This window comes from Martinezella sp. CNPSo 3964, from assembly GCF_057784375.1.
The window spans coordinates 120,176-146,936 of the sequence record NZ_JBXSOW010000003.1; the positions used below are offsets into that span (position 1 = coordinate 120,176).

A 26,761-nucleotide genomic window follows, 5' to 3' on the forward strand; every position below is an offset into this window, starting at 1 on the left:
GGAGGTCGCGAGCCAATGCTCCTGTCATCCAATCAAACCGGCAATCAAACCGGCGATTAAAATGAATCGTTTCTTTCTTGACAAAGGGCGTCTTCTTTAGCAGATAACAAGACAGCGGATGTCATGTTTGACGGGCTGAGCGAAGAATGCTGGTTTGCAGTTGTAATTACATCACCGACAAGGAAATCCGGGAGGTCATCACCGAACTCCTCGATCAGGACTGTTGGCAGCTCATCGTTCCCGCCAAGGTTTATCACGCCATGGAAAAGCGCGGCCGCTGCTGCGGCTGTTTCCCGAATGTCGTTGATATCATTATACAGACAACCGAAGATTATCATGCCCGTCGGCACTCGACGGAAGCCGAAATATTTGATTTCATGTCCCGCCTGAAAAAATTCCATGAAGACAACAGGAGAGCGGACATTGAAAGGCGACAAAAAAGTCATCGAGCGGCTTAACGAGGCGCTGTTCCTCGAGCTTGGCGCAGTCAACCAGTATTGGGTTCACTATCGACTCCTCGAGGACTGGGGCTACACCAAGCTCGCCAAGAAGGAGCGTGCGGAATCCATCGAGGAGATGCAGCACGCCGACCGTCTCGTCGCTCGCATTATCTTCCTTGAAGGTCATCCAAATCTGCAGACGCTGGCGCCGCTGCGCATCGGCCAGAACGTCAAGGAAGTGCTGGAAGCCGATCTCGCCGGCGAATACGACGCCCGCACGGCCTACAAGAAGTCGCGCGATATCTGTCATGACGCTGGCGACTATGTTTCCATGAAGCTGTTCGAAGAGCTGTTGACGGATGAGGAAGGCCATATCGACTTCCTCGAAACCCAGCTCGAGCTGCTCGGAAAAATCGGCGAAGCCAAGTACGGCCAGCTCAACGCTGACTCCGCCGATTCCGCAGAATAATTGACATCTTACGAAACCGGCCGCCAAGCGGCCGGTTGTCTTCGTTCAGTCCTCGGCCTTCAGGCCGGCCAGATGGCTGAATTCCGAAATGACCTGCTCGTAGACCGATCGCTTGAAGGCGACGATCAATCCGGGAAGCTCGGCCATAGGCTTCCATCCCCAGGCATCGAATTCCGCTTCATGGCCGCCCGGCGGAGGGTTGATGGCGATCTCGCTCTCGTCGCCGTCGAAGCGGAAGGCGAACCAGCGCTGCGTCTGGCCGCGATATTTTCCTTTGAGGCCGATGCCGATCAGCTGCGGCGGCAGATCATAGTTGATCCAGTCCTTCGCCTCGGCCATCAGGGTCACGGTTTTCATGCCCGTTTCCTCGTAAAGCTCGCGATAGGCGGCTTTCAGCGGATCTTCGCCCTCGTCTATGCCGCCCTGCGGCATCTGCCAGAGCTGCGGCGAGCCGTCATATTCGGAATTGCCGTCCGGAATGCGGCGGCCGGCCCAGACCAGGCCATCCCGGTTCAGGATCATGATGCCGACACAGGGGCGGTAGGGCAGGTCTTCGGCTCTTACGGGCGCGTGGGGCGTGCTCATTTCTCTCTCCAGGGTCAGGCCCAGGGAACCAGGCCAGGGGTCAGGGATGTTTCGGGTCGTCGGCAAGCGCCGAGACGGCGACGATTTCAACGCCGCGCATGGCGGCCTCCTCGCTCCATTTGCTAATGGCGTCGACACTCTCGTCGAAGGCGGAGGCGACGCCGATCGCGGAGCCGTTGCGGCGGGCAATGCGTTCGAGCTCGTCGAGTTTCCTGAGGATCGCATCCTGCTGCAGTTCGCCGTCGAGCTGCACGTCGGCAAAGGCATGCGGCACGTCCAGCGTCTTGGCGAGCGTTCCGGATTTGGATTGCGCCGAAGAGCCGTCATCCAGGAACAGCAGGCCGCGCTTGCCGATATCGCGCAGCACCGGTTCCATGACGCCGGGATTGGCCAGGAAGCGGCCGCCGAGATAGTTCATCACGCCGGTGTAATTGGTGATCTTGCCCATCGCCTTGTGCAGGTTTTCGACATTCTTTGCAGCCGACAGCGAGGTCAGCAGCGTATCCGGGCCTGGATTGTTGCTGGGATAGTCGAAGGGCTCGAACGGCACCTGGATGAGGATCTCATGGCCACCGCGCCGTGCCTCCTGCATCCAGCGCTGCAGGCTGTTGCCGCTGACGGCAAAGGCGAGCGTGATTTCTTCCGGCAGCTTCTCGATGGCGCGCTGCGTGCCGGTCTGGCTGAGGCCAAGGCCGCTGACGACAATGGCGACGCGGGTGCCGCGAGCGCCTGACCAGGGCCGCGCATATTGATCCATCGGCCTCAGGCCGCTCGGTGAGGTGATCGGCAGCTTGCCGAAGGGCGAATCCTCCAGCAGGCTGTCATTCGGCGTTGCCGCCATGCGTGGGTCCTGGCCCACCTGATTGGCGTTGATCAATACCGGGCCGCTGCCGTCACGATTGTTCGGGCTGAACATGGTGACGACCGAACCGTCGCCGGTAACGATGCGTGTGGCATTGGCGCCGGATTGCGGATCGACCTGCGTCAACCCGGCCTGGTCGGTTTTCTCGGTCGCAGCAGGCTTGGTTTCGGCCGGAGGGGCCGGATCTTCCTTCTTTGCCGCCTCTACCGGCTGGGTCTTCTGCAGGTGATCGCGCAGAAGCGCCGAATAGAGAGAAAAGCCGGCGATCGCGATCAGACAGAAGCCGCCGAGAATGCGCCCAAAGGGGATGGAGCGCCGCTGGCGGCCGGGGCCGCGATTCTGTCCCAACGGTGCATGCAAATCCGTTCCCAAATTTCAATCCACCCCAAGCGGAAAACTGTATCGGCCTTGAGCATATCGCTCGCGGCGAAGCGGAAAAATGCCCGCGGCACTCAAAGTGCTAGAGCGGTTCAGTTTTCATGGAATCTCTGAACCGCTCTATCTCTTTGTTTTCACGCACTTCCGGACGGAAAACCGCTGCGCACTTTTCCTGGAATTGCTCTAGAACATGAACAAAACTGTTTCCGAACAAGGCCGGATTCATATGAAATTGAGGCTGGCGGAGAAGAGCGGAACGATACGCGTTATCCCGCTCCCTCATCATGAAAGCGCCGGGTCTGTTTCCAGCCCGGCGCCAATCCTTACTTGGAGGAAACCGCCTTTTCGGGGTTCGGCGGGAAGGCCGGATCGGTCTTGGCGCCGCGCAGCAGGTCGAGCGCGTAGTTGAGCTGGATATCGTCCTTCGGGTCCGGCGGCACATAGGCCGACGAGCCGGAGCCCTTGTCGGTTTCGCTCTGGCCCTTGATGTGGCCCGGCAGGCTGGATTCGCCTTCCGTCGTCAGCTTGCCCTTCAGATCATCCGGCAGCGGCTGGTCGACCTTGATATCAGGCGTGATGCCGGTGCCCTGGATCGAGCGGCCTGAGGGCGTATAGTAGAGTGCCGTCGTCAGGCGCAGCGCGCCGTTGCCATCACCGAGCGGAATGATCGTCTGAACCGAGCCCTTGCCGAAGGACTGGGTGCCGAGAATGGTGGCGCGGCGCAGATCCTGCAGGGCGCCGGCGACGATTTCCGAAGCGGAAGCCGAGCCGCCGTTGGTGAGCACGATGATCGGCTTACCGTCGGTCAGATCGCCGGGCGTGGCGTTGAAGCGGCGGGTCTCGTCTGGATTGCGGCCGCGCGTGGAAACGATCTCGCCACGCTCAAGCACATCGTCGGCAACGTTGATCGCCTGATCGAGCAGGCCGCCCGGGTTGAGGCGCAGATCGAGGACATAACCCTTCAGTTTGTCGGCCGGGATATCCTTCTTGATCTTGGCGATCGCGGCTTCGAGGTCCGGCGTGGTCTTTTCGGTGAAGGAAATGATGCGGATATAGCCGACATCGCCGCCTTCCTCGCGCGACTTGACGGCTGCAACGGCGATGACGTCACGGATGACGGTGAGCTCGATCGGCTTGTCGACGCCCTTGCGCATCAGGGTGAGCTTGATCGGCGTCTTGACCGGGCCGCGCATCTTCTCGACGGCGTCTTCCAGCTTCAGGCCGCGGACGGACTGGCCGTCGATGGCGGTGATATAGTCGCCAGCAAGGACGCCAGCCTTGGCGGCGGGCGTGTCGTCGATCGGGGTGATGACCTTGACGAGGTCGTTGTCCATCGTCACTTCGATGCCGAGACCGCCGAACTCACCCTTGGTCTGGGTGCGCATGTCTTCCGCATCCTTGGCGTTCATGTAGCTCGAATGCGGGTCCAGCGAAGAGAGCATGCCGTTGATGGCGGCTTCGATGAGCTTGTCTTCCTGCGGCGGCGTCACATACTGCGCGCGGACGCGCTCAAAGACGTCGCCGAAAATCGACAACTCCTTATAGGTGGAAGTGCCAGCGGCTTCCGCCGGCGCTACCGCCGAGTAGATAACGCCCATCGCGGTCGCACCCATCAATGCGCCGACGAGAACAAGAGAAGCCCTACGTATCATTGCGTGCCTTTCCAGTGTCTTTGGAGGTCCACCAGGGCCGAGAATCGACCGGTTTTCCATCTTTTCGGAATTCAATGTAAAGCGTTGGCCGATCCGTTTCCAGCGCCAATGCGGTCGCGCTCGCGACTCTTTTTTGGCCCATTGTGGCAAGCGGCTCGCCAGCGAAGACGAATCTGCCAGGGCGCGTCTTGATCGCGTCCATGCCCGACAGCACCATGTGATAGCCGTCGCCCGTATCCAGGATGATCATCTGTCCGTAGCTGCGAAATGCACCGGCATAGACGACCGTGCCGTCGGCGGGAGCCGTGACGAGCGCATCCGGGCCTGTCGCGACGGTCAGTCCCATCGCGGTGTGGCCCGTGCCATCGTCGTCGCCGAACTGGCGGAGAATATCGCCCGCCACGGGCAGCTCCAACTTTTTCTTCAGGTCTGAGAAGGGATATGCGGGCGTAATGCGGTTTTTATCGGGCACGCCGTTCTCGGCAAGGGCTTTCGCCTGCTCGCGCTGCTGTTCGGTCATCTGAGCCCGGCGCGCTTCTTCCGCACGGGCTGCCGCGGCGGCGTCACGCACGGAGCCTATCTGGCTTTCAAGCGAGGCAACGAGGCCCTCCAGGCTGGTTGCCTGGCCTGCCAGCTCTTCCGCGCGCTTGCGCTCCGCCTCGAGCTGGGTCGTATTCTCCTTGTTGTGCTTGTCGTTTTCCGCAATCAGCAGATCCATGCGCCGCTCCTCCTCCAGACTGTTGGTCACGGTGGTGGTGAAGCTGGCTTTTTCGGCGGCGGCATCGGCCCTCAGTTTGCTCAGATCCGTAAGATCGGCGATGAGTTTGTCGGTTTCCTTGCGCATTCCGGGCACGACGGCGCCGAGAAGAATGGCGCTGCGCACCGAGGCGAGCGCATCGTCCGGCGTCACCAGCAGGGCTGGCGGCGGATTGCGCCCCATGCGCTCCAGGGCGCCCAGAACCTCGGCGAGCAGCGCGCGGCGATCATGCAGGGAGGCGCGGATCTTGTCTTCCTTGACGGCGAGATCCGTCAGCGTCTTCTCGCTCTGCTGGATCTTGCGATCCAAGTCCTTGCGGCGGGCGGCACTATCGATCAGTGCCTGGCGCAGGCTGGCGGTGCTCTTGTCGAGCGATGCGATGCTGTCTTCCAGCTCCTTGGTCTTGTCTGAGGAAAGACTGATCGTCTTTGAAAGTGCGTCGAGCTGCGTGCGAGTTTCATCGCGCTTGCGGGCAAGGTCTGCCGCCGGGTCAGGCGCCTGTTGCCCAGGCAGTGCCGATGTCGTCGTGGAAGGGCGATCGTCAGGCGCTTGCGGCGCGATGGCATCAGCTTCCTGCGCGACGGCGACGTCCTCCCGGGAGAAAGGGCCTGTCATATAAGCGCCCATGCCGAGAGACGCCGCCAAAGCTGGCAGCACGAGACGCGAAAGCATGGGCGGGGCTTTTCTCATCCAGTCGGTTCGGGCCTGGTCCCTTCAGATCGCGTGAAAATAGGCTGATTTGCCGCGATCGGCTAGGAAGCATCGTCATTTTCAGGGCGGGAATCAAAACACGCCTGTGTGAGCGTTTCGTTAACGCAAAAGAACCGAAAGCCAAACAGTTTTCGAAATGGAATAGGTGATTACACCCGGTGGTAGGGGTGGCCGGAGAGGATGGTGACGGCGCGGTAGAGCTGTTCGGCAATGAGAATGCGGACCAGCTGGTGCGGCCATGTCAGCTTGCCGAGACAAATGGTCATGTCGGCCTTGTCGTAAAGGGATGGGTCGAGACCGTCAGCGCCGCCGATCGCGATCGTCAGGTCGCGCTTGCCCTGATCGCGGTATGTCCCGAGCATGGCGGCGAAGCCTTCGCTATCGAGCGCCTTGCCGCGCTCGTCGAGAAGAATGAGGACACCGCCTTCGGGATGCGCCTTTTGCAGCAGACCCGCCTCTTCGCGTTTGCGGGTCTCGCTATTGGAAGCACGGCTTTCGGCAACCTCGGTCATGCGCGTCATTTCCAGGCCGATGGCCGGCCCGGCCTTGGCGAAACGGTCGAGATAGCGAGCCGCAAGATCCTTTTCAGGGCCGGCTTTCAGCCGTCCCACCGCAAAGAGACCTATCCGCATTCCCGCTCCCACGCATATCCGCCGTCATGGCGGCACAAAACAAAACCCTTGCCGGAGGCTCATCTCCGGCGATCTAAAAGCTGCGAACCGGGCCGGGAAAGCGTTCCGGGGTCGGTTAGTGCAGCGTGCCTTCGTCGAGATCGGGTGCGGCCCACATCTTTTCGATGTTGTAGAACTCACGGATCTCGGGTCGGAAGACATGAACGATGATGTCGCCGGTGTCGATCAACACCCAGTCGCCACCATCGAGACCCTCGACGCGGGCATTGCCGAAGCCCTCGTCCTTCAGGTCGGTCATGAGATGGTCGGCAATCGCCACGACATGGCGGTTCGATCGGCCGGAGACGACGACCATGTAGTCTCCAAGCGCAGATTTGCCAGCAATGTCGATGGTGACGATATTTTCGGCCTTGGAATCCTCGAGGCTAACGAGGACGGCTTGCAGGGCGCGGGCAGCGGCATCGGCGCCACGTTCCGAGCTCTTCGGGATAACGACAGGCGTTCTTCCCTTGGCGTGTACTGTTGTCAGTGCTCTTCCTTCCTTGAGTAACAGAACATGCACGTACGTGATCTGAGTCGATCACATGATAAAGATAGGCATCAAAGCATTAAGGTTTCAAGACGCTGGCGGCCATCTTGAGGCGTTGAAGACAAGGATTTGTGTCCGAATAGGGCGCTTTCGCACCAGATATGGGTAAATATTCGTGCCGGCGACCGAAATCAGGCTTCCAGACCTGCTCCGTCGACCAGAATGAGATTGCGGCTGAGAGCCCGATTGCGGACTTTGTGAGCGTGCGCATATTCCGGTGAACCATACCAGGCTCTCGCCCGTTCCAGGTCCGGAAATTCCACGATTACGATCGCTTGCGGCGACCGGTCGCCCTCCAGCTTTTCGATCGGGCCGCCGCGGACAAGATAGTGCCCACCATAATGGGCGATGGAGGTGGCTGCGCGGGCCCGGTAGGTCTGGAAGGCCTCGCCATTCCTGATGGTGACGTCGGAAATGATATAGGCCGGCATCGATTTCCTCCTCTAAAATCCACGGCCCGCGCGATTCTTGCTTCTGGCGCTAATGTGCTTTCCATGGAAGATCAGATAGGCCGACGCCGCGGCTTGTCCATTTCCCGGCGGCATGTACAGCCGGGGGAAGGCCGCGTATACACTAGAGCCGAATGATTTTAGGTCTGTTCGACCTAAAATCTGAATCCGCTCTAGCTTCAAAGAAGTAGAGCGTGATGTCGTCCGAAAACCGCCTACACTTTTCGGCATCACGCTCTTAGCAGACCTCAAACGTTACAGATGCCATGACAGATGCTCCGCAGCCACCGTTGAAGCCCATTCTCCGTATCAGCTTTTCGGGGCAGGACCGGCTCGGGCGCGGCAAGATGGAGCTCCTCGAACATATCCAGGAAACCGGTTCGATCTCGGCCGCCGGCCGTGCCATGGACATGTCCTATCGCCGGGCCTGGCTGCTCATCAGCGAATTGAACCATATGTTCCGCGAACCGGTTGTGGAATCGCAACGTGGCGGCCAGAAGGGTGGCGGAGCCGCCCTGACGCCATTCGGCGAGGAATTGCTGCGGCGCTTCCGCAGTATGGAAACGACGCTGCGCGCGGCCATAGCCGACGATCTGAACTGGCTGGAGATCAATCGCAACCCGGCCGAGGCTTCTTCGGAAAAGTCCTGATCAGTGTTCTAGTGCCACGGTTTTGATGACTGCATGGATTGGCAGGCCGATGCGCAGCCCCAGCCGCTCGGCCGAGAATTGCGTGATGCGGGCTGTCACGATGTCGCCGCCGCAATCGATCCTGACTTCCGCCGTTCCGTCGACTGCCGTGCCGATCCCCAGCACCTTACCGTCGAGGATATTGAGGGCGCTGAGCCCCTCGGGCCTAGTTGTCGCCAGCATGACGTCGCGAGCCGGAATATGGACGCGTACGGTTTTGCCGATAGCGGCCGCCTGGCCCGGCACAAAGAGTTTTGCTGCCTTCAGCGCGACGACAGTCAGATGATGGCGATCGTCCATCGATTCCACACGGCCTTCGAGCAGCACGCCGGCTTCGCGCCGGTCCGCGGCCAGCGGGCCGGAAAGCTGGCTGAAGATGTCGACGGCGGCGCCGATCGTCTCGACCTTGCCGTCGCGCATGACAACGACGCGGTTGGCAAGCCGGGCCACTTCGGCAATGGAGTGGCTGACATAGATGATCGGTATCTTCGTCTCGTCGCGCAGCCGCTCGAGATAGGGCAGGATTTCCGCCTTGCGGGCTTCGTCGAGCGCGGCGAGCGGTTCGTCCATCAACAACAGTCGCGGTGAGGAAAGCAGGGCACGGCCGATCGCGACACGCTGTTTCTCGCCGCCGGAAAGCTTTGCCGGCCGGCGATCCAGCAGCGCGCCGATGCCGAGAAGATCGACGACGCCGTCAAAGCTCTCGCTGCGCTCGTTCCGCGGAGCGAACCAGCGGCCGTAATTGAGGTTCTGCCGCACGGAGAGGTGCGGAAACAGCCGCGCCTCCTGAAAGACATAGCCGAAGCGACGGCGGTGGCGCGGCACGAAGATTTGCCTGCTGGTATCGGCAAGTACCGTGCCGTCAAGACTGATGCGGCCCTGGTCTGGCCGGGTGAGGCCGGCAATGATGCGGACGATCGACGTCTTGCCGGAGCCGGAACGGCCGAAAAGGGCGGTTACGCCGCCTTCCGATGTGAATGAAGCCTCCAGCGAAAAGGCGCCGAGGCGATGACGGATATCGACCGAGAGCGTCATTCGAAGTCCACCCTGCGGCCGGCGAGGTAGGCGAGGAATTCCGAGGCGAGCAACGCTGCCATTGAAATGATGATCGCGACGATAGTGAGCCGCATGGCGCCGGCATCGCCGCCCGGCACCTGGGTGAAGGTGTAGATCGCCGAAGACAGCGTCTGGGTTTCGCCTGGAATGTTGGAGACGAAGGTGACGGTGGCGCCGAACTCGCCCATGGCCTTGGCAAAGGAGAGGATCATGCCGGCGATGATGCCGGGCAGAATCAGCGGCAGGGTCACGGTCCCGAAGGTCCAGATGGGGCTGGCGCCGAGCGTGCCGGCAGCCTCCTCCAGCTTGCGGTCGACGGCTTCGATCGATAGGCGGATGCTTCGGACCATCAGTGGAAAGCCCATGACGCCGCAGGCAAGTGCGGCACCCGTCCAGCGGAAGGAGAAGACGAGGCCGAGATATTGCTCGAAGAGCGAGCCGATCGGCCCCCTTCGGCCGAAGAGGATGAGAAGGATGAAGCCGGTGACAACAGGCGGAAGAATCAATGGCAGATGGATGAGGCCGTTGAGGATCGATTTGCCCCAGAAGCGGCCACGCGCAAGCAGATATGCGGCGCCGATGCCGAAGGGGAGGCTCACCAGCATCGCGACGATAGAGACGCGCAGGCTCAGTTCGATGGCCGTCCATTCGTCGCTGCTCAAACTCAATGCTTCCAAGCTCTGCCCCTTAAAACATCTCAGGCCCGCCATGGTCGGCGAGCCTGATATCGAACCTCATACCTGATTTGCGGTGATGACGCTCACTGCTTCAGGATGGTGAAGCCCTCATGCTCGAAGAAGGGAACAGCCTTAGCCGATTTCAGATAGTCAAAATAGGCTTGTACGTCCGGGTTCTTGCTGCTGTTGGTGATGGCGAAGGGGTAGACGATCGGCGGGTGGCTGTCTGCCGGGAAGGTGCCGACGACGGCAACGCCCGGATCGGCCGAGACGTCGGTCTGATAGACGATGCCATACGGGGCTTCGCCGCGCGAGACCAGCGCGAGTGCGGCGCGGACGCTTTCGGCGCCGGCAACCTTCTTTTCGACCGAAGACCAGACACCGAGCTTTTCCAGCGCGGTCTTGCCATATTTACCCGCAGGCACCGATTCCGGCTGGCCGATCGCCAGGCGGCCGTCGCCGAGCAGGGCGGCGAGATCAAAGCCATGCTTGATCTCGACCGGCTTGGCCTTGTCCTTGGCGGCGACCAAAACAAGCTTGTTGCCGAGGAGGTTTACCCGGCTGTCGTCCTTGATCAGCTTCTTGCCTGTGACATAGTCCATCCAGTTGGTGTCGGCCGAAATGAAGACATCGGCGGGTGCGCCGTTTTCCAGCTGCTTGGCAAGCGGTCCGCTTGCAGCATAGGAGACGGTGACTTCCTTGCCGGTTTCCTTGGTGAAGGCGGCATCGGCATTGTCGAGCGCGTTCTTCATGCTGGCGGCGGCAAAGACGACGATCTTGTCGGCGGCGAGCGCCGGCGTCGGAATGACCGAAAGGCCGAGCCATGCGGCTGATACTGCGGCGGTTGCAAGCTTGATCCATTGGCGTCGGCTGGTGGTCATCTTAATTCTCCCCAAAGATGTCGACATGTTTCGACAGATATAACGGCGAGAGAAGCTTGGCTAGGGATGTATTTGCAAAAATATATCGCGAAATTGTCACGTAACCCTACGAATTCTATGGATTTTCCGTGGCGCAGTGCATATGAAGGGTTTCGGGTATTGCAAAAATGCATGACTGGATTCGCCCAGCGGCTTGGCGAACGCTCACGAAGCAAGACGTAACGTTACGAACCGTGCGATTGTCGGCCTTTATCGCGATTGTTTGATTCCTGCAGTGAAAATCCGAACGCCGCAAATCTGCAAAAGAAGCGTTTTTTGGGCAGTAAATTTTCATAGCTATGCTATCAGTGCATTGCTGCATTGCGCAATCGACCATTTATCAATCGGTAAAATCTGGTAAAACATAATCATCGAGACGGCGATCTCCTCCTCCCAATGCCGTCCGATATGGATCAGCAACTCTCCTCCTCCCAGTTGCTGATCAGGTTCAAAAGCCCGACGCATCCTCCTCCCGCGTCGGGCTTTTTATTTTCCAGATTTTCCTACAGATCGGCGAAATTATTGTGCGGCGCGCAACGCTGTCGAGCTGAGCGTTGAGCGCGGTCCATGGATGAAGGTCCAGGCCGGCGCCCGCTTCTTCCAGAGCACGCGGGCATCATCCTCGTCGACGCGGGCGTAGTGGAACGTCTTTGCCATCTTGGCCGAGAGATAGGAGAGTGTGGATCCCGGTCGGTCGATGACAGCGATCGGGAAGGTTTGCGCGATTTCCTGCCACTTCTGCCAGCGATGAAACGTGTTCAGGCTGTCGGCGCCCATGATCCAGATGAAGTGGACATGGCGGTTGCGCGCCTTCACATGTGCCAGCGTATTGGCCGTGTAGCTCATGCCCAGCGTCTGCTCGAAGGCCGTCACCTTGATGCGCGGATTGTGGAGGATTTGCTCGCTCAGCGCGATGCGCTCGGCAAGCGGCGCCAGATGATTCCGGCTCTTCAACGGGTTGCCCGGCGTTACCATCCACCAGAGCTGATCGAGGCCGAGCCGACGGATGGCGATCTCGGCGACGAGTGCGTGGCCCTCATGCGGCGGATTGAACGAGCCGCCGAAAAGACCGACCACCATGCCGCGCTCGGCATGGGGCATACGCAGATAGCGTTGATCGATCTCTTCTTTCAGCACGTCAGGGCCGTATCTGTCCGGTGCCGCGAACGCGATATTTGAAGGAGGTGAGCTGCTCGACGCCAACAGGCCCGCGCGCATGCATCTTGCCGGTGGCGATGCCGATTTCCGCGCCCATGCCGAATTCGCCGCCATCGGCGAATTGCGTTGATGCGTTATGCAAGAGGATCGCCGAATCGATCTCCGTAAAGAAGCGTTCGACAACTGCTGGGTCGTCGGCGATCACTGCCTCCGTATGGTTCGACGAATATTTGTCGATATGCTCGATTGCGCCCGAGATGCCGTCGACCAGCGCCACCGAGATGATTGCGGCCAGATATTCCGTCGTCCAGTCTTCTTCAGTTGCCGCCTTCAGGCCGGGTACGAGCTTCAGCACATCGGCCGAACCGCGGATTTCGCAGCCCGCGGCGGCAAGTCCGTCGAGCAACGGCTTCAAATGGGTGGAAGCGACCTTCTTGTCGACCAGCAGCGTTTCGGCAGCACCGCAAATGCCCGTACGGCGCATCTTGGCGTTGACGACAATCGCTTTCGCCATTTCCAGATCGGCCGAAGCGTCGATGTAGATGTGGCAGAGGCCTTCCAGATGCGCAAAGACCGGCACGCGCGCCTCGGTCTGAACGCGTCCGACAAGGCTCTTGCCGCCGCGCGGCACGATAACGTCGATATTGCCTTCCAGCCCACGCAGCATGGCGCCGACGGCGGCGCGGTCGCTGATGGGCACGAGCTGGATCGCATGTTCCGGCAGGCCGGCTGCCTTCAAGCCCTCAACCAGGCAATCGTGGATCGCCTGCGAGGAGCGACGCGAATCGCTGCCGCAGCGGAGAATCACGGCATTGCCAGCTTTAAGGCACAGCGCGCCGGCATCGGCCGTCACGTTCGGCCGGCTTTCGAAGATGACGCCGATGACGCCGAGCGGCGTGCGGACGCGCTCGATCTGCAGGCCGTTCGGGCGATCCCAGGCAGCGATGACTTCACCGACCGGATCGGCCAGCGCGGCAATCGCGCGGATACCCTCGGCCATCTCGGCGACGCGCTTGTCGTTCAGCGTCAGGCGATCGACGAAGGAGGCGAGCATATCCGTGCCCTCGACATCCTTCAAATCCTTGGCGTTTTCAGAGAGGATATGATCCTTGCCGGCCAGAATGGCGTCCGCCATGGCGTTTAACGCCTTGTTCTTGCTTTCCGTCGAAGCAAAGGCCAACGGTCGCGACGCAGCCCGGGCCTTGCGGCCGATATCGTTCATCAGCGCATCGATGTCGGGGCTTTGTGCGACAGTATCAAGCATGAGCTTCATCCTTCTTCAACTTCTCGGCCTTCGTCCTGACGGAAGCGGTCATGACGAGGTCGTCGCGATGCACCATGGCGGCGCGGCCGGCATAGCCGAGGATCGCCTCGATCTCAGCCGATTTGCGGCCGGTGATCTGGCGAGCCTCTTCGGCATCGTAGCCAACGAGGCCACGAGCAATTTCCCGGCCCGAGGGGCCGATGATGGCGACGGTATCGCCGCGGCCGAAATGGCCGACGACGCTACGCACGCCGGCGGGCAACAGGCTTTTTCCCGCGCCGAGCGCGGTGACGGCACCGTCGTCGACATGCAATTCGCCGGCCGGCTGCAGCTGCCCGGCAATCCAGGTCTTGCGGGCTGTCACGGGCGTACCCGACGGCGCGAACCAGGAGGAGCGGGCGCCATTTTCGATTGCGTTCAGCGGCCGGTCGGTCTTGCCCGATGCGATGATCATGGCGCAGCCGGCACCGGTGGCGATCTTGCCGGCATCGATCTTGGTGCGCATGCCGCCGCGCGAGAGTTCAGAGGCCGCGCCGCCGGCCATGGCTTCGATCTCTGGGGTGATCTCGGCGATCGTGTCGAGGAATTTCGCCTGCGGGTCGAGATGCGGCGGAGCCGTATAGAGCCCGTCGATGTCAGACAGCAGCACCAGAAGGTCGGCGCCGGTCATGGTGGCGACGCGGGCAGCGAGGCGATCATTGTCGCCATAGCGGATTTCGCTCGTCGCGACCGTATCGTTTTCATTGATGATCGGCACGGCGCCGATCTTCAGGAGTTGGTTGATGGTGGCGCGGGCGTTGAGATAACGGCGGCGCTCCTCGGTGTCGCCGAGCGTCAGCAGGATCTGGCCGGCGACGATATTGTCATGCGACAGACTTTCCGACCAGGCGCGGGCGAGCGAAATCTGCCCGACGGCCGCGGCCGCCTGGCTTTCTTCCAGCTTCAGCGCGCCGGAAGGCAGATCGAGCACGGAGCGGCCAAGTGCGATGGCGCCTGAAGAGACGACCAGCACATCGATGCCCTTGGCCTTCAATGCGGCGATGTCGGCACACATGCCGTCGAGCCAGGATTTCTTCAAGCCGGTCTTGCGATCGACCAGGAGGGCGGAGCCGATCTTGATGACGATGCGGCGGTAGCGGTCGAGCGGCTTGCGGGCTGTCATCCCTGATTATCCCCGTCTTCACCAAGACGTTCGTCAGCGCCCTCATCGTCGGAGAGCTGCATGTCGCGATGCCGCACTTTCGGGGCCTTTGCCGGCTTGTCCGCTTCGCCCGCATTGGCTTCGACAATCACGTCACGCAGCGCACGCAGCACTTCGGTCATGCCGCGGCCGGTGACGGCGGAAATCTGGAAGGGCGTCCTGCCGCAGGCGCGCGCCAGTTCGCGGGTCTTCTTCTTCAGCGTTTCCTCGTCCACCACGTCGATTTGCGAGAGGGCGACGATTTCAGGCTTGTCGGGGATGCTGTTGCCGTAGGCTTCGAGCTCGTGCTTCACGGTCTTATAGGCTTTGCCGACCTTTTCTTCCTGGGCGGAAACCAGATGCAGCAGCACGCGGGTGCGCTCGACATGGCCGAGGAAGCGGTCGCCGATGCCGACGCCCTCATGAGCGCCTTCGATCAGACCGGGAATGTCGGCGAGAATGAACTCCTGGCCGTCGATGGTGGCAACGCCGAGATTGGGATGCAGCGTCGTGAACGGATAGTTGGCGATCTTCGGCCGCGCACGGCTGACGGCAGCGAGAAAGGTCGATTTGCCGGCATTCGGCAGGCCGACAAGGCCAGCATCGGCGATCAGCTTCAGCCGCAGCCAGATGGTCTTTTCCTCGCCGGGCAGGCCTGGATTGGCCCAATCCGGCGCCTGGTTGACCGAGGATTTGAAATAGGCATTGCCGAAGCCGCCATTGCCGCCGGCGGCGAGACGGAAGCGCTGGCCTTCCTGCGTGATGTCGCAGATCAGGGTTTCGCCGTCCTCTTCGAAGATCTGCGTGCCGACAGGCACCTTCAGCGTCACGTCCTCGCCCTTGGCGCCGGCGCGGTTCTTGCCCATGCCATGCGTGCCGATCGTCGCCTTGAAGTGCTGCTGATAGCGGAAATCGATTAGCGTGTTGAGGCCGTTGACGGCCTCGACCCAGACATCGCCGCCGCGACCACCATCGCCGCCATCCGGGCCGCCGAATTCGATGAACTTCTCGCGCCGGAAGGAGACGCTGCCTGCGCCGCCATCGCCCGAGCGAATAAAGACTTTTGCTTCATCGAGAAATTTCATCTTGCTACGTCCGTCACTCGGTATCGGCGCATATCCCTTCGGATCGAATGGGATTCACAAAGCCTATGCGCTCTTTTCAATTGCTGCCGTCTTTTGCATCCGGAAGGACGCATCGGACGGCCATTTGCCCGTCATGTCGCCTTCGATATAGGCGCTTCGGGCTGAGGTCAAAGAATATCGTGCGGTTCCAGTGCCATAAAGGGGCGGAACTGCATGGCTGGCATGATGGTCATCGCCGGTTTGAACGGCGATGACCGCTTTTCAAGGGCCTTAGGCCGCCTGCGAGAGCCGCAGCGCGCCCGGCTTCAACACGGTCTCGATATGCGGAACCATGGTGTTGCGGGCAAAGCTGTAGATCTCCGAGCAACCGGTGATCTCGAAGCCGAGCCTCTGCTGCAGCTTCAAGGATGCCGGATTGTCGGCGAAGGCGCCGGAATAGACGGCGACTTCGGGCATGCGGCGGGCAAAACGTTCGAGCGCAGCCTTGACCGCTTCGGTCATGATGCCTTGCCGCCAGTAGAAGCGGTTCAGCCAGTAACCGAGGTGCCAGCGGCCGTGGCGGAGTTCGATACCGACGTTGCCGATATGGGCATCATCCCGCTCGGTGATGGCCAGTTCCCAATCCATGCCGAGGCCGGAGGTGTGCTCGACCAGCCAGTCGAGCGCATCCTGCCGGTCATAGGGCGCGGGGACGCGGGCCAGCATGCGGGTGACGGCGAAATCCGAAAGCGACTCCGCAATCATATCGGCGTCGCTGAGCCGGTGCGGGCGCAGCGTCAGTCGGCCCGTCTGGATGACAGGCGTTGGCCCGGGCATGAGGATCCGGACATCGCGACGGGTGACGGCGAGAGCGTTCATCTCATGCCTCCCCAGCTGCGCAAGGATATCCAGGTCTTGCGATCGAGCCTGTACCATTCGACCGGCACGGTGCTGCCGAGCGCGAGCGAAGCGGCAAGGCCGGATCCCTGAAACTGGAAGCCGCACTTCTGGACGACCCTTCTCGAGGCAACGTTGGTGACCCTGCAACGTGCGTCGATCTGGGCGACATTTTCGCGGGTGCGGAAGACCATGTCGATGAGGGCATGGGCTGCTTCCGTCGTATAGCCCTGATTCCAATGTGGTTCGCCCAGCCAATAACCGATCTCGACGGTGTTGGGATCACTCGTGGGTTCGACCCCGCAGCAGCCGAGAAAGGCGCCGTTGTCGGCTTTGGTAATGGCATAGACGCACTTGCCAATCTCGCCAAGCTTCGTGCGTCGCACGAAATCGGCGGCATCGGCGATCGTATACGGGTGCGGCATACGCGATACCATTGTGGCGACATTGGCGTTGTTGGCGAGATGGGCAAGGGCGTCGATGTCTTCTTCGTGGGGCGCGCGCAGAACGAGCCTTTCCGACAGTAAGACAGGGCAATCGGTCCTTAACCGTTCCGGCCTCAGCCGCTCTTCGGGAGACCGCGATTGGCCTTCCCTTAACAATTCGCCTTGCATGGTTCAGTCCTCCTTGGTTGAGGGTAAAGAAAAAGGGGAGATGGTGCCCCATCTCCCCTTTTTTCTTGACTGAACCTTGTAGCGTCAGCCGGGTCGATGAGACGCCGGCTGTTTTAGAGCGCTACCGGCTTATTCCGCTGCTTCCGCTTTCGGCATTACAGACACGTACACGCGGCCATTGGCCTTCGTACGGTAGTTCACGTTGCCCGCCGTAAGCGCAAAAATCGTGTGATCCTTGCCGAGGCCAACGTTGGAACCCGGGTGCCACTGCGTGCCGCGCTGACGCACGATAATGTTGCCTGCGATGACGGTTTCGCCGCCGAACTTCTTCACGCCAAGGCGCTTGGATTCGGAATCGCGACCGTTGCGCGAGGAACCGCCAGCTTTTTTGTGTGCCATTGGAGTTCTCCTTTAAACCCTGATCCCGTTACTTACTTGGCAGCCACGATGTCCGTGATACGGACAACAGTGTGGTGCTGGCGATGGCCGCGCGAACGCTTCGAGTTCTGACGACGGCGCTTCTTGAAGGCGATGACCTTCTTGCCGCGGTTGTGCTCGACCACTTCGGCCTTGACGGAAGCGCCCTTGACGAAGGGAGCACCAATCGCAGCGTCGGCGCCTTCGCCGATAACGAGGACTTCGGTGAATTCTACGGTGCCGCCGGCGGTGACTTCGAGCTTCTCGATGGTCAGCACGTCGTTGGCTGCCACACGGTACTGCTTACCGCCGGTCTTGATGACTGCGAACATTTTTTATCCTTTCATGTTCGTTCCGGCTCTCTCGCCTTAAGGGACGAGCGGCCGTCTTTTTATCAGTCGAAATTTAGCAGGAATTCCAAAGGCCTGAGGCCTTGTAAAAGATCTGCCGGTGAAGCCCTGCGCGAGGCAGGGCGGGCAAGGCGCGGACTTATCCACACCTATTGCGTCGCACGGGATATATAAGCGTCCCTGATCTGTCAAGGCAAAAGGATGAAAAGCTTTCATATTCGCCCTTGCTATCCTCTCCATCAGTCGCTATGAGACAGCCCGCGCCGAACAAGCGCCGACCAGCATAACCGGAGAGGTGGCAGAGTGGTCGAATGCACCGCACTCGAAATGCGGCATACCTGCAAGGGTATCGTGGGTTCAAATCCCACCCTCTCCGCCATAAATATGTTCATTATCGTATAGTTACGACGTTGATGTCTGCGGCAGACGTCGCCTATTTTGGCTGGCTGCGATCACAATTGACCACAGGGCCACGCTGAAGGCGCTGCCCGGCGAATCTCTTTCTTGGAATTCAACTCAAATTTTGGATTACTCCGCACTGACAATCACGGATGTGGATTTAACATGTTGCGACGGACATGTTAAATCCGTCCTATCAGCTTCCCGATCTGACATCGCTTCATGGCTTTGAGACCATCGAAGTTTTCAAGGCGCTCGCTGGAGCTAACAGATCCCTCGCTGAATTGAAGGGGCGAGCTGCGGCAATACCCAATCAGGGAATTCTGATCGACACGCTTGCATTGCAAGAGGCAAAAGCGAGCTCGGAGATCGAAAACATCATCACCACCCAGGACGAGTTGTTTCAAGCCGATCTGTTTCCAGAGGGGCTAGAGTCTCCGACGGCAAAAGAAGTCTGGCTATATCGCGATGCCCTAAAATTCGGCTTCGACAAGCTCCGGCGGACCCATGGCCTGATTACGAATGCAACCATCGTCGGCATGTTCTAGCTTCTCGAAAATGGATGAAGTAACGATGCACACGCATTTATTGTATTCGCACCCAATATACGGGCGCAATTTGCCGCATCGCGGATTGTCTAATCAACAGACCGACTTTTGGTCAGCTCGCCAGACTGATGAAACGGACGGAAATCATTTCCGCCCTGCATACGGCTCTCGTTATCCGCGGCATAGCGTTTGAATTCGCCGACACCGCTTTTGAATGGAGTGCGCAATCTTTTCCAGGACTCTCGTTGGATCACCCGCCAAAGCCTCAATTTGCGACGCGACGTTCTCGCATCCCGCGCCGACACGCTCTGTAAGTTCCTCGACACGCCTCAATGTCGATGCACCACTCAATCCGATCTCGTCGGCAAGCCCCTGCCAGTCTACGCGCCGTAGATCCCGAGCGTTGAAACGTCCAGCGATCCCCTGAGCCAGGCTCTGATCGACCTGCCGATAGACCGCTGCACACGTTAGATCGTAGAGCGGCGCCATCTTTGCGGACCCGCCGGCACCAATCAGGACCGAATAGTTCTTGGCATGCGAATCCGAATTGCAGATCAGCACATTGAAGATCACTGCTTCGAGAAGCTTCAGACGCTCGCCGGGCGAAACCAGATCGCTGAGGGCGTCGAACATCATTTTCAGCGTCACGCCGTGCCCTGTCGAGGAGCGCTCATATTTCTGCGATGGGAAGTGGCCCGTTAGCTGGCAAAGATCTTCCTGATGCAGCCGGCGGATGTCGCCTTGCGGATCGATGAAGCGGTCGTATCGCTTCACCAGCAGATAGCGCCGTTTGCCGGCGACACCAATAGTCGCTTCGGCTGCCTCGAGACCGCATGCGCGCGCCAGGGCAAGGCAGAACGCTTCGTTTTCGACGCTCCCCGCGAGCCGTTTCGTATCCGGCTTCAGAATGTGTGTGGAGGGTGTTCCATCAACCGGAATGGAAATCGCGCCATCCTCGTCGACGAAGACCGGCAGTTTTTCCTGAACGCCAGCAAGCGACATGGAGACGCCGCGCTCCCCGACGAGGAAGGGTTTTGCGGGAAGCTCGTCCAGGATGCGCTCGAGCGTCGCCGCATCCGGCATCGGTTGCAGATGGATCCCCGCCTTCCGCGGCTCGCCAATCGACAATGCGCCGGCTGTGTCACGTCCGATATGGCCAAGCAGGCCAACGACGTCCTGGGGCGAGACTTTCAGCCGCTGGCCGATCTCGGCAAGATGCGTTTCCGGAAGCAGGTTTGCCAGCCAGGGCAGGAGCCTGTCGGCTGCGACTGGGCCTGAGCGCAATGGCATGGTCAGCGACACCGGGAATGCCGAGCGGCGCGCTTCCCAGCTTGGATCATAGTCAAGCCGCCATTCGCTTTCGAAGGCCAAATTAGCGACAGGCAGGCTCTCGTAGAAGATCATGGTCATCCGGCTTTACCGAAGGTCGGCAGGAAACCCAGGTCGTCGTCTGGCGAAGGTGGAGCGGTCTGGACCGTCTTGATGTCGCCGATCTCGATGCCCACGGTGCGCGCCACGATGAGGGATTTCTCGAGCTGGCAGCTTGGCTTGCCGAATTCGAGTTCTACGATGAAACGCTCTCCCGTGCCGGAACGGGTGGCGAGCTCGGTCTGCGTCCAGCCGAGAGCCTTGCGTTTCTCCCGGACGGCAGCGCCGAAATCACGTGCGGACTTGAACATGGAGCATCTCCCGAGTTGGCTTACCGTACAGGAAGATTTCTCGACAATCAATACGAAACTTACCGATCGGGAAGCGTAAAGCCTTGGGGCTAAAGATCACCCCGATCGGGAAGTTTCACGTCTTTTAGGCTATCGAAGAATGAGGTCCTTGAGCTCCGGGTATCGCACTTGGTACACCTGCGGGTATCGCAATTTTCCGAACGCGGGCAGGGGTTTACGGAAACCCTAGGTCTCTCAGGTATCGCAGGCCTAATTGGCGGAGAGTCCCACCCTTTCCGCCATTTTGACCTTTGTTTCAATCCGCTATCAACCAAGCTGATCCACTGAAAATCAGCCCCGGGGGTGTCTCAAACCTCCGGAAACCGATAGACCACGTCCGCAAACGATCCCGTCGGAAACACATAGAAGAATTTCAGGCTGGTGAATGATTCGTTGCGGATGCCGTGTTCGGCTTTGCCGGGGATGAAGACCGTAGTGCCTGATTTAACCGTGGTTTCCTCGCCGTCGATTTGGACGATGCCGGTTCCTTCGAAGATGAAGTAGATTTCCGAGGGGTCGTGGCGATGCGGCTTCAATTCGCCGCCGGGTGCGAGCTCGGCGATGCCGGCGCTCATGCTGTCGGTGGGGGTGATGTCGCTGCTGAGCAGCGTGTGCCAGGAGATGGAGCCGTGGACGGGGTCGTCCCATCCGTCGCGCGGGCGTTCTTCGGCGGTGGTGATAACGGCTTGCGATCGCTTTGTCATTTTGCCTCAGGACGGTGGGTCGGCAACCATGCGGAACGGTGTCACAACCGCGGAGAATGTCAATCAGGTCCGCATTCAATCGGCTGATATTGGCCGCCTTTCACCGGCTCTCAAGAGCTTTCCGAAAGCGCCATGTGGAGGTCGGCAGATTGAAGTCGAGCCACGCCGCGGTTGACAGAAGCGGGAAGATTTTTCTCGCTCCTGCGCTTTGCTTCGAATTCGATCCTGAGCGGCTGTGTTCAGGTCCGACGCAGAAAGTCCGTGATCAGGCCCGAAATGGTCTCCGGGGCATCTTCGAAACAGTAGTGCCCGACACCTGGGAGGCGCTCGATGGGCGCTGACGGGAAGAGGGCGGAGAACAGCGGCAGGAAATGCTCCGCATGCAGCGTTCGGTCCGCCTTGCCCCAGATAGCGAGCGCCGGCTTGGAGCGGATGGCGCGATCGGCCGCCGGATCGGGCGTCTCGAACCGGTGGGCGCCGGTCGCAAAGCCCTTGGCCCAGCCGAGCGCGCCGAGGCACTCGACCGCGGTGGCAAAAGGCGCGCTATAGGCTTCGAGCCAGGTGTCGTTGATGATGGCGTTGTTTTCGAAGCCATTGAGCTTGAGCGTGCTGAGAATGTTGTAGCCGAGATTGTTGAGCACCGGCTCCAGCGTGCCGTCGGCTTCGGCCTTGAGGATCCATTGAAACCACGGGGACACGGCGGCATTTGCCACACCTCGCTCCATACTGTCGGGCTGGCCGAAGGGCGTTGGTCCGTTTGCCGAGATGATGCGGCGGATATGGTCGGGATGACGGGCGGCAAGGGCCATGCCCACGGGGCCGCCGAAATCATGCATCACGAGCGTGATGTCCGTGAGGCCGAGCGCGAGCACGAAGGCCTCCAGATTGGCGACGTGGTCCTGAAGCCAATAACCGCGGCCGATTGGCGTTTCGCTCTTGCCGAAGCCCATGTGGTCGGGGACGACGACGCGATGCGTTCGGCTCAGCGTCGAGATGAGATGGCGAAAGAGATAGCCCCAGGTCGGCTCGCCATGCAAGCAGAGGATGATCTCGCCGTCGCGAGGCCCTTCGTCGACATAATGCATCCGGAAGCCGGGTGCCTCGGTGAAATGCGGTGCGAAGGGGAATGTGCCGGCGAATGTTTCATTGGCAGGAATCACAGTTGCTCTCCTAATGTGGTTTTAGTTTGAAACCACGATTCGAATATCTCTTGTGGTTTTAATTTGCAACCGATATATCTGGGAAGGCGCTGCAGCTGCATTTTGCTGCCGACGCGACGGGATGACAGGCAAGCAAGCGAGGGCAGGACGGCATGGCCAAGAGAATAAGCCACAGGGATTCCATGTGCGGGGTGGCGCGGCCGCTGGATGCGATCGGCGACTGGTGGTCGCTGCTGATCATCCGCGATGCCTTCGATGGGCTGCGCCGGTTCGGCGAGTTTCAGAAAAGCCTCGGGCTTGCCAAGAACATCCTCTCTGCCAGGCTGCGCAATCTCGTCGCCCACGGCATCATGGATACCGTGCCGGCATCCGATGGCGGCCCCTATCAGGAATATGTGCTGACACAGAAAGGGCAGGGCCTGTTTCCGCTGCTGGTAGCACTTCGCCAATGGGGCGAGGATTTCTTCTTCGAGCCCAATGAGCCGCATGTGACGCTGGTCGACAGAGCAACAAAGCTGCCGGTACGGCGACTGGAGCTGCGGGCGCAGGATGGGCGGATGCTTATGGCGGAGGATACGATGATCGTGGTGCCGCCGCCCGAAGGTGCGCACGAATAAATTCGCCGGTCAAAATCTTTGCTTGCCCTTTAGTGGAGTTTACTCGGCGATCAGACCGCTTCGGCGCAGGAGCGACAGGAAGAAAAGCGGATTGGCGCCGTCAGAGGATTGCCTGGTGAATAAGGGCTGGCGTACCGGCCCTGGGGCAACAGTTCGGTCACGGCCGAACTATTGCAAGCGTCATGTCGGCTACACTGGAACTCTCAAAGGAGAGTTTGCAATGTTGACGAACACAGCCGAATTCAACGCAGCCGAGAGCGATCGCGAGCATATCGAAATCAAGCCCAGCGTGCTTTATGTCGGCACTCCCGTGGCGCTGATTACGAGCCTCAACCCTGACGGCACGACAAATATCTCGCCGATGTCCTCATTTTGGGCCCTATATGACCGAGTCGTTCTGGGACTGACATCAACCAGCAAGGGGCGGGAAAATCTCCTGCGCGAGCGTCAGCTGGTACTGAATTTCCCGTCGCCGGAGTTGTGGCCGAAGGTCGAAGCGATCGCGCCGACCACGGGTCGCGACCCCGTCCCCCCGCATAAGGAAAATATCGGCTATCGTTTCGAGGCAGATAAGTTCGATGCGGCCGGCTTCAAGCCGCAGCCCGCCGATCTCGTGCGGCCTCTGCGCATTGCCGAATGTCCGATCCAGTTCGAGGCAGAGGTGGTGGCGGCGCATCCTCCCGGTGCAGAATGGCCCTCGGAACGTGCCGAAGCCTTCTCCATCATCGAAGCAAAGGTTCTTCGCGTCCACGCACACAAGAATATCGTCATCACCGGCACCAATCACATCGATACCAGCAGATGGAGCCCGCTGTTTTACGTGTTTCGACATTATTTCGGCACCGGGCCGGATCTCGGCCGCACTTTCAAGGCCGAGAGATGATGCATGCAATTTCGGACAACGCCCATATGACACATTACAGTCCGCACATGAAGTTGTGCGTAACCCCGCGGGCAATTTATGGCCGTTCGGTCCGCGCGTCACAGAGCGGCGTGTATACAACGCCGTCAATTTTCACGCACGGAATGTCTGAAATTCTGCCAATCTTTTTGGTCCGGGGCCGCCCGTGGGGTGGTTCAGCACAGCTCCCGTGGCGCAATTGCCTCGAAGCGCTGAAGAACGCTGACTGGCGCCAGCTTCAATCATTCGGCAAATGGCGGGCAATCCATAAGGATCGATTGATTGCAAAGGCAATGAGCGATCCAGCTCTCCGCAAAAAAATGCTTTCTTTGACTCTCAGTTGATTGACGAAAGAGCGACTGCTGCGAAGGCCGTTAATCCTGCAAAAATCAGCAGCAGTTTGGTCATGATGAGCTGCGCAAGCTTTCGCTTTTCTATGTCCGTCACGTTCTTCTCGCTTCGAAAAATAACTGCTCAGAAAACCTTGCTACGCCGCAATTGGAATAACAGTGTCGCTTAGTGTGCAGAAAATAGCACCAAGGACACGCCTTGGCTATAGGTGCGTCGCTCGGGACAACGTTGGGGAGTGTTTACTTCTCGTGCGCAGGCGTGCACCTCATAAGAGGTCGAAAGTTTTGCATGCTAAAACCCATATCTGCATCATCGTTGCGTTTGGCGCGCGTGTTGTTGCGCAAATGCGCCGCTGCCGGAAATGTTCTTTCGAACCACTCTCGGCCGGGCTTCTTTGGAACAAAAAACGATCCACCAGGGAGTGCCCGCTTTCCTAGCGGGCCGAAGTTGGGGTACAATCCCGGGCGGCTTATTTCCTTAGCAGTCGGCTCTGCTCAGCTTCCCAAGGCTCCTTAGGCGTCTCGGAGCGTGGTGTCTTCAATTGAAAAGACGCTAACCAATAACATCTCCAATAAGACTCTACATTTGGCGCGGACGCGCTTATAGAGAACGGCGTTCGTCAAGCGTCTATATACGCTTTAATTGTATTATGGTGCTTGAGGCGTCGACCCTTGGCAAAGCATTAACGAGATGAAAGGTTTTAGATGAAAGTTGATTATTCCAAGGCGACGCTAAAAGAATTGAATGAAATCATTGCTGATGCAGTCGCGGCTCGAAACAAGATCATCTCGACACGCAGGTCGCAACTTCTCGCCGAGCTGAACGAGCTTGATAAGTTGTCCAAAGCAGGCTTGGGGAAGACCGCCAGAGAAGTGCCTAGTTCAAAGGCTATCTACAGAGACGACAAAGGAAACTCATGGCGCGGCAGAGGCCGCATGCCTCAGTGGCTGAAAGATGAAATTGATGGCGGCGCAAAGCTAGAAGATTTTGAGGTGCACGAGGCCTAGGACGACTAGATTTGGTTTGAATCCTCCTTGTATGGACACGAAAATAAGCACCGGCTCATGTATGGATGCCCCCGTTCATGCAAGTTTTTCTTTGAGCGGTTTGAACGTGTGATTGGATGCGGTCATGTATCAGGCCTTTGATGCGGTCTGGATATTGCTGCTGGCCGGTATGGAGCTAAGCGGGGCTGGCGCAAATCAGTTCTACGAGCTCGTGGCTCACTGAGCCGGGTGCATTTCCAACCCCTCTTGCCAATCTTTTGTCCTTACCGTTCGCTGATCTCCTCACACGCCGATGGTCCGATCTCGTTGTATCGCCAGCTTTGCTTATGAGGTGGCGAGACCGGAATCTTTGTAATTTTCATTCTTCGTCATCATCGCCCAGACGGAGCGCGCCATCTTGTTGGCCAGCGCAATAGCAACGAGCATACGTGGCTTGCGCATCAACATTCGCCCCAGCCATGAGCTCTCTGAGGGGGCCTTGCGGCAAGCCCATCGGATCACCGTCATTGCGCCGATTATCAGAAGCCGCCGGATGTCACGCTGTCCCATCTTCGATGTCCGGCCAAGCACCTGCTTTCCACCGCTCGAATGTTGCCTGGGCACTAGCCCAAGCCATGCTGCAAAATCTCGTCCCTTCCGAAACGTCGTTAGACTTGGGGCAAAGGCCTCGATCGCCATGGCAGTGATCGGCCCCACGCCGGGCATTGATAACAGCCGAGCAGTATTCTCCGACTGCTAAGCCTCAGACTTCAGTACCTTCTCCAGTGTGAGGATACGGGCGTTGAGCAGGTCGATCTGCTCCAGATAAATCCGGGCAGTCTCTACGACCAAGAGCTCAAGGCTGCTTTTATCGTCTTCTACGATCTCCCTCAACGCGACCAAACTTGCAATTCCCTGTGGTGCAATGACCCCATGTTCTGCCAAGTGGGCTCGGAGGGCGTTGATGAGCTGCGTGCGCTGACGCACGAATAGATCACGCGTCCGAAAGACCATGGAAGAGGCTTGCTGCTTCTCTGTCTTCGGTACGACGAATCTCATTGAGGGGCGGGTGGCAGCGTCTACAATTGCTTCAGCATCTGCCGCATCATTCTTCTGACGTTTGACGAAAGGCTTTACATAGGCGGGTGGCAGCAATCGAACCTCGTGGCCAAGCTTCCCGATCTCACGAGCCCAGTAATGCGCGGTCGCGCATGCTTCCATTGCAACTATGCACTTCGGCAATTCTGAAAAGAAAGCTAGGACATGCACGCGAGATAGTTTCCTTCGAAACACCAAAGCGCCATCGGCGCTGGCCGCGTGGAGTTGGTCGGGTATCGGCGGCCGCGCGGCCGACCAAGACCATACCATCATCGGCGATGCTGATTGCCGATGGCGTCAGAGTTTCTCCCAATGCGTTGGTGATGAGTTTCGAATTGTTTTCGGACCAGACGGCGACCAAAGAATTGGAGGTGCCGAGATCAATGCCCACAATTGCCATCAATACCTCGTATGCGAATGGAAAATATCTAGTAAGAGATCAACGCCAGATAGCGGACAGATGTAAAAA

29 protein-coding genes, 1 tRNA gene and 3 pseudogenes are annotated in these 26,761 nt (G+C 59.3%); 8 read left to right on the forward strand and 25 right to left on the reverse strand.

Annotation, left to right across the window (positions count from 1 at the left end; genetic code table 11):
- Window positions 1-56: 56 nt before the first annotated feature.
- Entirely contained in the window at window positions 57-299 is a 243-nt protein-coding gene (locus tag AC13Q5_RS11080) for a hypothetical protein (RefSeq protein ID WP_425298683.1), read from the reverse strand.
- Here AC13Q5_RS11080 and AC13Q5_RS11085 point away from each other — a divergent pair.
- Window positions 186-458 carry a (2Fe-2S)-binding protein gene (locus tag AC13Q5_RS11085; protein ID WP_245304927.1) on the forward strand — a complete coding sequence of 91 codons (273 nt, stop codon included), beginning with the start codon at window positions 186-188 and terminating at the stop codon, window positions 456-458. The genes AC13Q5_RS11080 and AC13Q5_RS11085 overlap by 114 nt on opposite strands.
- A complete protein-coding gene (gene bfr, locus AC13Q5_RS11090; RefSeq protein ID WP_075853386.1) occupies window positions 424-909 on the forward strand; it encodes a bacterioferritin in 486 nt (161 codons plus the stop codon). The genes AC13Q5_RS11085 and bfr overlap by 35 nt, the downstream gene beginning before the upstream one ends.
- A gap of 45 nt (window positions 910-954) precedes the next feature.
- Here the strand turns inward: bfr and AC13Q5_RS11095 are convergent, their stop codons facing one another.
- From AC13Q5_RS11095 to AC13Q5_RS11125, 7 genes and pseudogenes are all read right to left on the reverse strand, one after another.
- Complete coding sequence (locus AC13Q5_RS11095) at window positions 955-1,494, reverse strand: RNA pyrophosphohydrolase (protein WP_488501677.1); 540 nt, start codon at window positions 1,492-1,494, stop codon at window positions 955-957.
- Between the two features lie 40 nt (window positions 1,495-1,534).
- Window positions 1,535-2,728: a divergent polysaccharide deacetylase family protein gene (locus AC13Q5_RS11100; RefSeq protein WP_457881474.1), complete on the reverse strand. Its 1,194-nt coding sequence runs from the start codon at window positions 2,726-2,728 to the stop codon at window positions 1,535-1,537.
- Between the two features lie 329 nt (window positions 2,729-3,057).
- Entirely contained in the window at window positions 3,058-4,386 is a 1,329-nt protein-coding gene (locus AC13Q5_RS11105) for a S41 family peptidase (protein WP_075853390.1), read from the reverse strand.
- Window positions 4,376-5,815 carry a murein hydrolase activator EnvC family protein gene (locus AC13Q5_RS11110; RefSeq protein ID WP_244557839.1) on the reverse strand — a complete coding sequence of 480 codons (1,440 nt, stop codon included), beginning with the start codon at window positions 5,813-5,815 and terminating at the stop codon, window positions 4,376-4,378. Before AC13Q5_RS11110 ends, AC13Q5_RS11105 begins: the two co-directional genes overlap by 11 nt.
- A gap of 188 nt (window positions 5,816-6,003) precedes the next feature.
- Window positions 6,004-6,486 carry a 23S rRNA (pseudouridine(1915)-N(3))-methyltransferase RlmH gene (rlmH, locus tag AC13Q5_RS11115; protein ID WP_075853392.1) on the reverse strand — a complete coding sequence of 161 codons (483 nt, stop codon included), beginning with the start codon at window positions 6,484-6,486 and terminating at the stop codon, window positions 6,004-6,006.
- Between the two features lie 115 nt (window positions 6,487-6,601).
- Window positions 6,602-7,044: pseudogene (rsfS, locus tag AC13Q5_RS11120) on the reverse strand (ribosome silencing factor).
- Between the two features lie 162 nt (window positions 7,045-7,206).
- Window positions 7,207-7,506 carry a DUF1330 domain-containing protein gene (locus AC13Q5_RS11125; protein ID WP_488501678.1) on the reverse strand — a complete coding sequence of 100 codons (300 nt, stop codon included), beginning with the start codon at window positions 7,504-7,506 and terminating at the stop codon, window positions 7,207-7,209.
- Between the two features lie 284 nt (window positions 7,507-7,790).
- On the opposite strand from AC13Q5_RS11125, the gene AC13Q5_RS11130 reads away from it, so the two are divergent.
- On the forward strand, window positions 7,791-8,174 hold the full coding sequence (locus tag AC13Q5_RS11130) for a winged helix-turn-helix domain-containing protein (protein ID WP_075853395.1): 384 nt from the start codon (window positions 7,791-7,793) through the stop codon (window positions 8,172-8,174).
- On the opposite strand, the gene modC is transcribed toward AC13Q5_RS11130, so the two are convergent.
- The 11 genes from modC to rplU all read right to left on the reverse strand — a co-directional run bounded on the left by modC (window position 8,175) and on the right by rplU (window position 17,792).
- Window positions 8,175-9,248 (reverse strand): molybdenum ABC transporter ATP-binding protein, encoded by a 1,074-nt coding sequence (modC, locus tag AC13Q5_RS11135; protein ID WP_075853396.1) that lies wholly within the window; start codon window positions 9,246-9,248, stop codon window positions 8,175-8,177.
- On the reverse strand, window positions 9,245-9,946 hold the full coding sequence (gene modB / locus AC13Q5_RS11140) for a molybdate ABC transporter permease subunit (protein WP_488501679.1): 702 nt from the start codon (window positions 9,944-9,946) through the stop codon (window positions 9,245-9,247). The genes modC and modB overlap by 4 nt, the downstream gene beginning before the upstream one ends.
- Before the next feature lie 83 nt (window positions 9,947-10,029).
- Window positions 10,030-10,827: a molybdate ABC transporter substrate-binding protein gene (modA, locus tag AC13Q5_RS11145; RefSeq protein ID WP_488501680.1), complete on the reverse strand. Its 798-nt coding sequence runs from the start codon at window positions 10,825-10,827 to the stop codon at window positions 10,030-10,032.
- Window positions 10,828-11,385: 558 nt separating this feature from the next.
- Window positions 11,386-11,967: a nicotinate-nucleotide adenylyltransferase gene (locus AC13Q5_RS11150; protein WP_244441482.1), complete on the reverse strand. Its 582-nt coding sequence runs from the start codon at window positions 11,965-11,967 to the stop codon at window positions 11,386-11,388.
- A gap of 37 nt (window positions 11,968-12,004) precedes the next feature.
- Window positions 12,005-13,288 carry a glutamate-5-semialdehyde dehydrogenase gene (locus AC13Q5_RS11155; RefSeq protein ID WP_488501681.1) on the reverse strand — a complete coding sequence of 428 codons (1,284 nt, stop codon included), beginning with the start codon at window positions 13,286-13,288 and terminating at the stop codon, window positions 12,005-12,007.
- A complete protein-coding gene (gene proB / locus AC13Q5_RS11160; RefSeq protein ID WP_488501682.1) occupies window positions 13,281-14,450 on the reverse strand; it encodes a glutamate 5-kinase in 1,170 nt (389 codons plus the stop codon). Before proB ends, AC13Q5_RS11155 begins: the two co-directional genes overlap by 8 nt.
- Window positions 14,447-15,553, reverse strand: coding sequence for a GTPase ObgE (gene obgE, locus AC13Q5_RS11165; protein ID WP_488501683.1), 1,107 nt, complete (start codon window positions 15,551-15,553; stop codon window positions 14,447-14,449). Before obgE ends, proB begins: the two co-directional genes overlap by 4 nt.
- 270 nt (window positions 15,554-15,823) lie before the next feature.
- Window positions 15,824-16,411: a GNAT family N-acetyltransferase gene (locus tag AC13Q5_RS11170; RefSeq protein WP_488501684.1), complete on the reverse strand. Its 588-nt coding sequence runs from the start codon at window positions 16,409-16,411 to the stop codon at window positions 15,824-15,826.
- Window positions 16,408-17,043, reverse strand: a complete 636-nt coding sequence (locus tag AC13Q5_RS11175; protein ID WP_488501685.1) for a GNAT family N-acetyltransferase — start codon at window positions 17,041-17,043, stop codon at window positions 16,408-16,410. Before AC13Q5_RS11175 ends, AC13Q5_RS11170 begins: the two co-directional genes overlap by 4 nt.
- A 129-nt stretch (window positions 17,044-17,172) precedes the next feature.
- Complete coding sequence (gene rpmA / locus AC13Q5_RS11180) at window positions 17,173-17,442, reverse strand: 50S ribosomal protein L27 (protein WP_007790980.1); 270 nt, start codon at window positions 17,440-17,442, stop codon at window positions 17,173-17,175.
- Between the two features lie 32 nt (window positions 17,443-17,474).
- Window positions 17,475-17,792, reverse strand: a complete 318-nt coding sequence (gene rplU / locus AC13Q5_RS11185; protein ID WP_004127263.1) for a 50S ribosomal protein L21 — start codon at window positions 17,790-17,792, stop codon at window positions 17,475-17,477.
- Between the two features lie 307 nt (window positions 17,793-18,099).
- Between rplU and AC13Q5_RS11190 the strand changes: the two genes are divergently transcribed.
- A tRNA-Ser gene (locus AC13Q5_RS11190) sits at window positions 18,100-18,189 on the forward strand.
- A gap of 199 nt (window positions 18,190-18,388) precedes the next feature.
- Window positions 18,389-18,757: a Fic/DOC family N-terminal domain-containing protein gene (locus AC13Q5_RS11195; protein ID WP_488501686.1), complete on the forward strand. Its 369-nt coding sequence runs from the start codon at window positions 18,389-18,391 to the stop codon at window positions 18,755-18,757.
- A gap of 171 nt (window positions 18,758-18,928) precedes the next feature.
- Here AC13Q5_RS11195 and AC13Q5_RS11200 read toward each other — a convergent pair whose 3' ends face one another.
- The 4 genes from AC13Q5_RS11200 to AC13Q5_RS11215 form a co-directional block, all read right to left on the reverse strand.
- Window positions 18,929-20,167, reverse strand: coding sequence for a HipA domain-containing protein (locus AC13Q5_RS11200; RefSeq protein WP_488501687.1), 1,239 nt, complete (start codon window positions 20,165-20,167; stop codon window positions 18,929-18,931).
- On the reverse strand, window positions 20,164-20,436 hold the full coding sequence (locus AC13Q5_RS11205) for a helix-turn-helix transcriptional regulator (RefSeq protein ID WP_488501688.1): 273 nt from the start codon (window positions 20,434-20,436) through the stop codon (window positions 20,164-20,166). The genes AC13Q5_RS11200 and AC13Q5_RS11205 overlap by 4 nt, the downstream gene beginning before the upstream one ends.
- 347 nt (window positions 20,437-20,783) lie before the next feature.
- Window positions 20,784-21,179: a cupin domain-containing protein gene (locus tag AC13Q5_RS11210; protein WP_488501689.1), complete on the reverse strand. Its 396-nt coding sequence runs from the start codon at window positions 21,177-21,179 to the stop codon at window positions 20,784-20,786.
- Window positions 21,180-21,418: 239 nt separating this feature from the next.
- Window positions 21,419-22,339, reverse strand: a complete 921-nt coding sequence (locus AC13Q5_RS11215) for an alpha/beta fold hydrolase (protein ID WP_488501690.1) — start codon at window positions 22,337-22,339, stop codon at window positions 21,419-21,421.
- Window positions 22,340-22,491: 152 nt separating this feature from the next.
- Here AC13Q5_RS11215 and AC13Q5_RS11220 point away from each other — a divergent pair, with 152 nt between their 5' ends.
- From AC13Q5_RS11220 to AC13Q5_RS11230, 3 genes are all read left to right on the forward strand, one after another.
- Entirely contained in the window at window positions 22,492-22,956 is a 465-nt protein-coding gene (locus AC13Q5_RS11220; RefSeq protein ID WP_488501691.1) for a winged helix-turn-helix transcriptional regulator, read from the forward strand.
- A 220-nt stretch (window positions 22,957-23,176) separates the two neighbouring features.
- Window positions 23,177-23,839, forward strand: a complete 663-nt coding sequence (locus tag AC13Q5_RS11225) for a flavin reductase family protein (protein WP_488501692.1) — start codon at window positions 23,177-23,179, stop codon at window positions 23,837-23,839.
- 1,073 nt (window positions 23,840-24,912) lie between these two features.
- Entirely contained in the window at window positions 24,913-25,215 is a 303-nt protein-coding gene (locus AC13Q5_RS11230; protein WP_488501693.1) for an H-NS histone family protein, read from the forward strand.
- Between the two features lie 324 nt (window positions 25,216-25,539).
- Here AC13Q5_RS11230 and AC13Q5_RS11235 read toward each other — a convergent pair.
- Both AC13Q5_RS11235 and AC13Q5_RS11240 read right to left on the reverse strand, forming a co-directional pair.
- Window positions 25,540-26,565 (reverse strand): annotated as a pseudogene (locus tag AC13Q5_RS11235) (IS110 family RNA-guided transposase).
- A pseudogene (locus tag AC13Q5_RS11240) lies at window positions 26,543-26,692 on the reverse strand (Hsp70 family protein); the annotation flags it as partial. The pseudogenes AC13Q5_RS11235 and AC13Q5_RS11240, both read right to left, overlap by 23 nt.
- Window positions 26,693-26,761: the final 69 nt, after the last annotated feature.

Bases quoted from the DNA above. Each gene is read 5' to 3' on its own strand.
- AC13Q5_RS11200 (WP_488501687.1), bottom strand. From the start codon at position 20,167: ATGACCATGATCTTCTACGAGAGCCTGCCTGTCGCTAATTTGGCCTTC.
- AC13Q5_RS11205 (WP_488501688.1), bottom strand. From the start codon at position 20,436: ATGTTCAAGTCCGCACGTGATTTCGGCGCTGCCGTCCGGGAGAAACGC.
- AC13Q5_RS11225 (WP_488501692.1), top strand. From the start codon at position 23,177: ATGTTGACGAACACAGCCGAATTCAACGCAGCCGAGAGCGATCGCGAG.
- rpmA (WP_007790980.1), bottom strand. From the start codon at position 17,442: ATGGCACACAAAAAAGCTGGCGGTTCCTCGCGCAACGGTCGCGATTCC.
- AC13Q5_RS11150 (WP_244441482.1), bottom strand. From the start codon at position 11,967: ATGCCCCATGCCGAGCGCGGCATGGTGGTCGGTCTTTTCGGCGGCTCG.
- AC13Q5_RS11210 (WP_488501689.1), bottom strand. From the start codon at position 21,179: ATGACAAAGCGATCGCAAGCCGTTATCACCACCGCCGAAGAACGCCCG.
- AC13Q5_RS11155 (WP_488501681.1), bottom strand. From the start codon at position 13,288: ATGCTTGATACTGTCGCACAAAGCCCCGACATCGATGCGCTGATGAAC.
- proB (WP_488501682.1), bottom strand. From the start codon at position 14,450: ATGACAGCCCGCAAGCCGCTCGACCGCTACCGCCGCATCGTCATCAAG.
- AC13Q5_RS11130 (WP_075853395.1), top strand. From the start codon at position 7,791: ATGACAGATGCTCCGCAGCCACCGTTGAAGCCCATTCTCCGTATCAGC.
- AC13Q5_RS11125 (WP_488501678.1), bottom strand. From the start codon at position 7,506: ATGCCGGCCTATATCATTTCCGACGTCACCATCAGGAATGGCGAGGCC.
- modC (WP_075853396.1), bottom strand. From the start codon at position 9,248: ATGACGCTCTCGGTCGATATCCGTCATCGCCTCGGCGCCTTTTCGCTG.
- AC13Q5_RS11175 (WP_488501685.1), bottom strand. From the start codon at position 17,043: ATGCAAGGCGAATTGTTAAGGGAAGGCCAATCGCGGTCTCCCGAAGAG.
- AC13Q5_RS11095 (WP_488501677.1), bottom strand. From the start codon at position 1,494: ATGAGCACGCCCCACGCGCCCGTAAGAGCCGAAGACCTGCCCTACCGC.
- rplU (WP_004127263.1), bottom strand. From the start codon at position 17,792: ATGTTCGCAGTCATCAAGACCGGCGGTAAGCAGTACCGTGTGGCAGCC.
- AC13Q5_RS11105 (WP_075853390.1), bottom strand. From the start codon at position 4,386: ATGATACGTAGGGCTTCTCTTGTTCTCGTCGGCGCATTGATGGGTGCG.
- AC13Q5_RS11230 (WP_488501693.1), top strand. From the start codon at position 24,913: ATGAAAGTTGATTATTCCAAGGCGACGCTAAAAGAATTGAATGAAATC.
- modA (WP_488501680.1), bottom strand. From the start codon at position 10,827: ATGACCACCAGCCGACGCCAATGGATCAAGCTTGCAACCGCCGCAGTA.
- AC13Q5_RS11220 (WP_488501691.1), top strand. From the start codon at position 22,492: ATGGCCAAGAGAATAAGCCACAGGGATTCCATGTGCGGGGTGGCGCGG.
- rlmH (WP_075853392.1), bottom strand. From the start codon at position 6,486: ATGCGGATAGGTCTCTTTGCGGTGGGACGGCTGAAAGCCGGCCCTGAA.
- AC13Q5_RS11110 (WP_244557839.1), bottom strand. From the start codon at position 5,815: ATGCTTTCGCGTCTCGTGCTGCCAGCTTTGGCGGCGTCTCTCGGCATG.
- AC13Q5_RS11195 (WP_488501686.1), top strand. From the start codon at position 18,389: ATGTTAAATCCGTCCTATCAGCTTCCCGATCTGACATCGCTTCATGGC.
- obgE (WP_488501683.1), bottom strand. From the start codon at position 15,553: ATGAAATTTCTCGATGAAGCAAAAGTCTTTATTCGCTCGGGCGATGGC.
- AC13Q5_RS11170 (WP_488501684.1), bottom strand. From the start codon at position 16,411: ATGAACGCTCTCGCCGTCACCCGTCGCGATGTCCGGATCCTCATGCCC.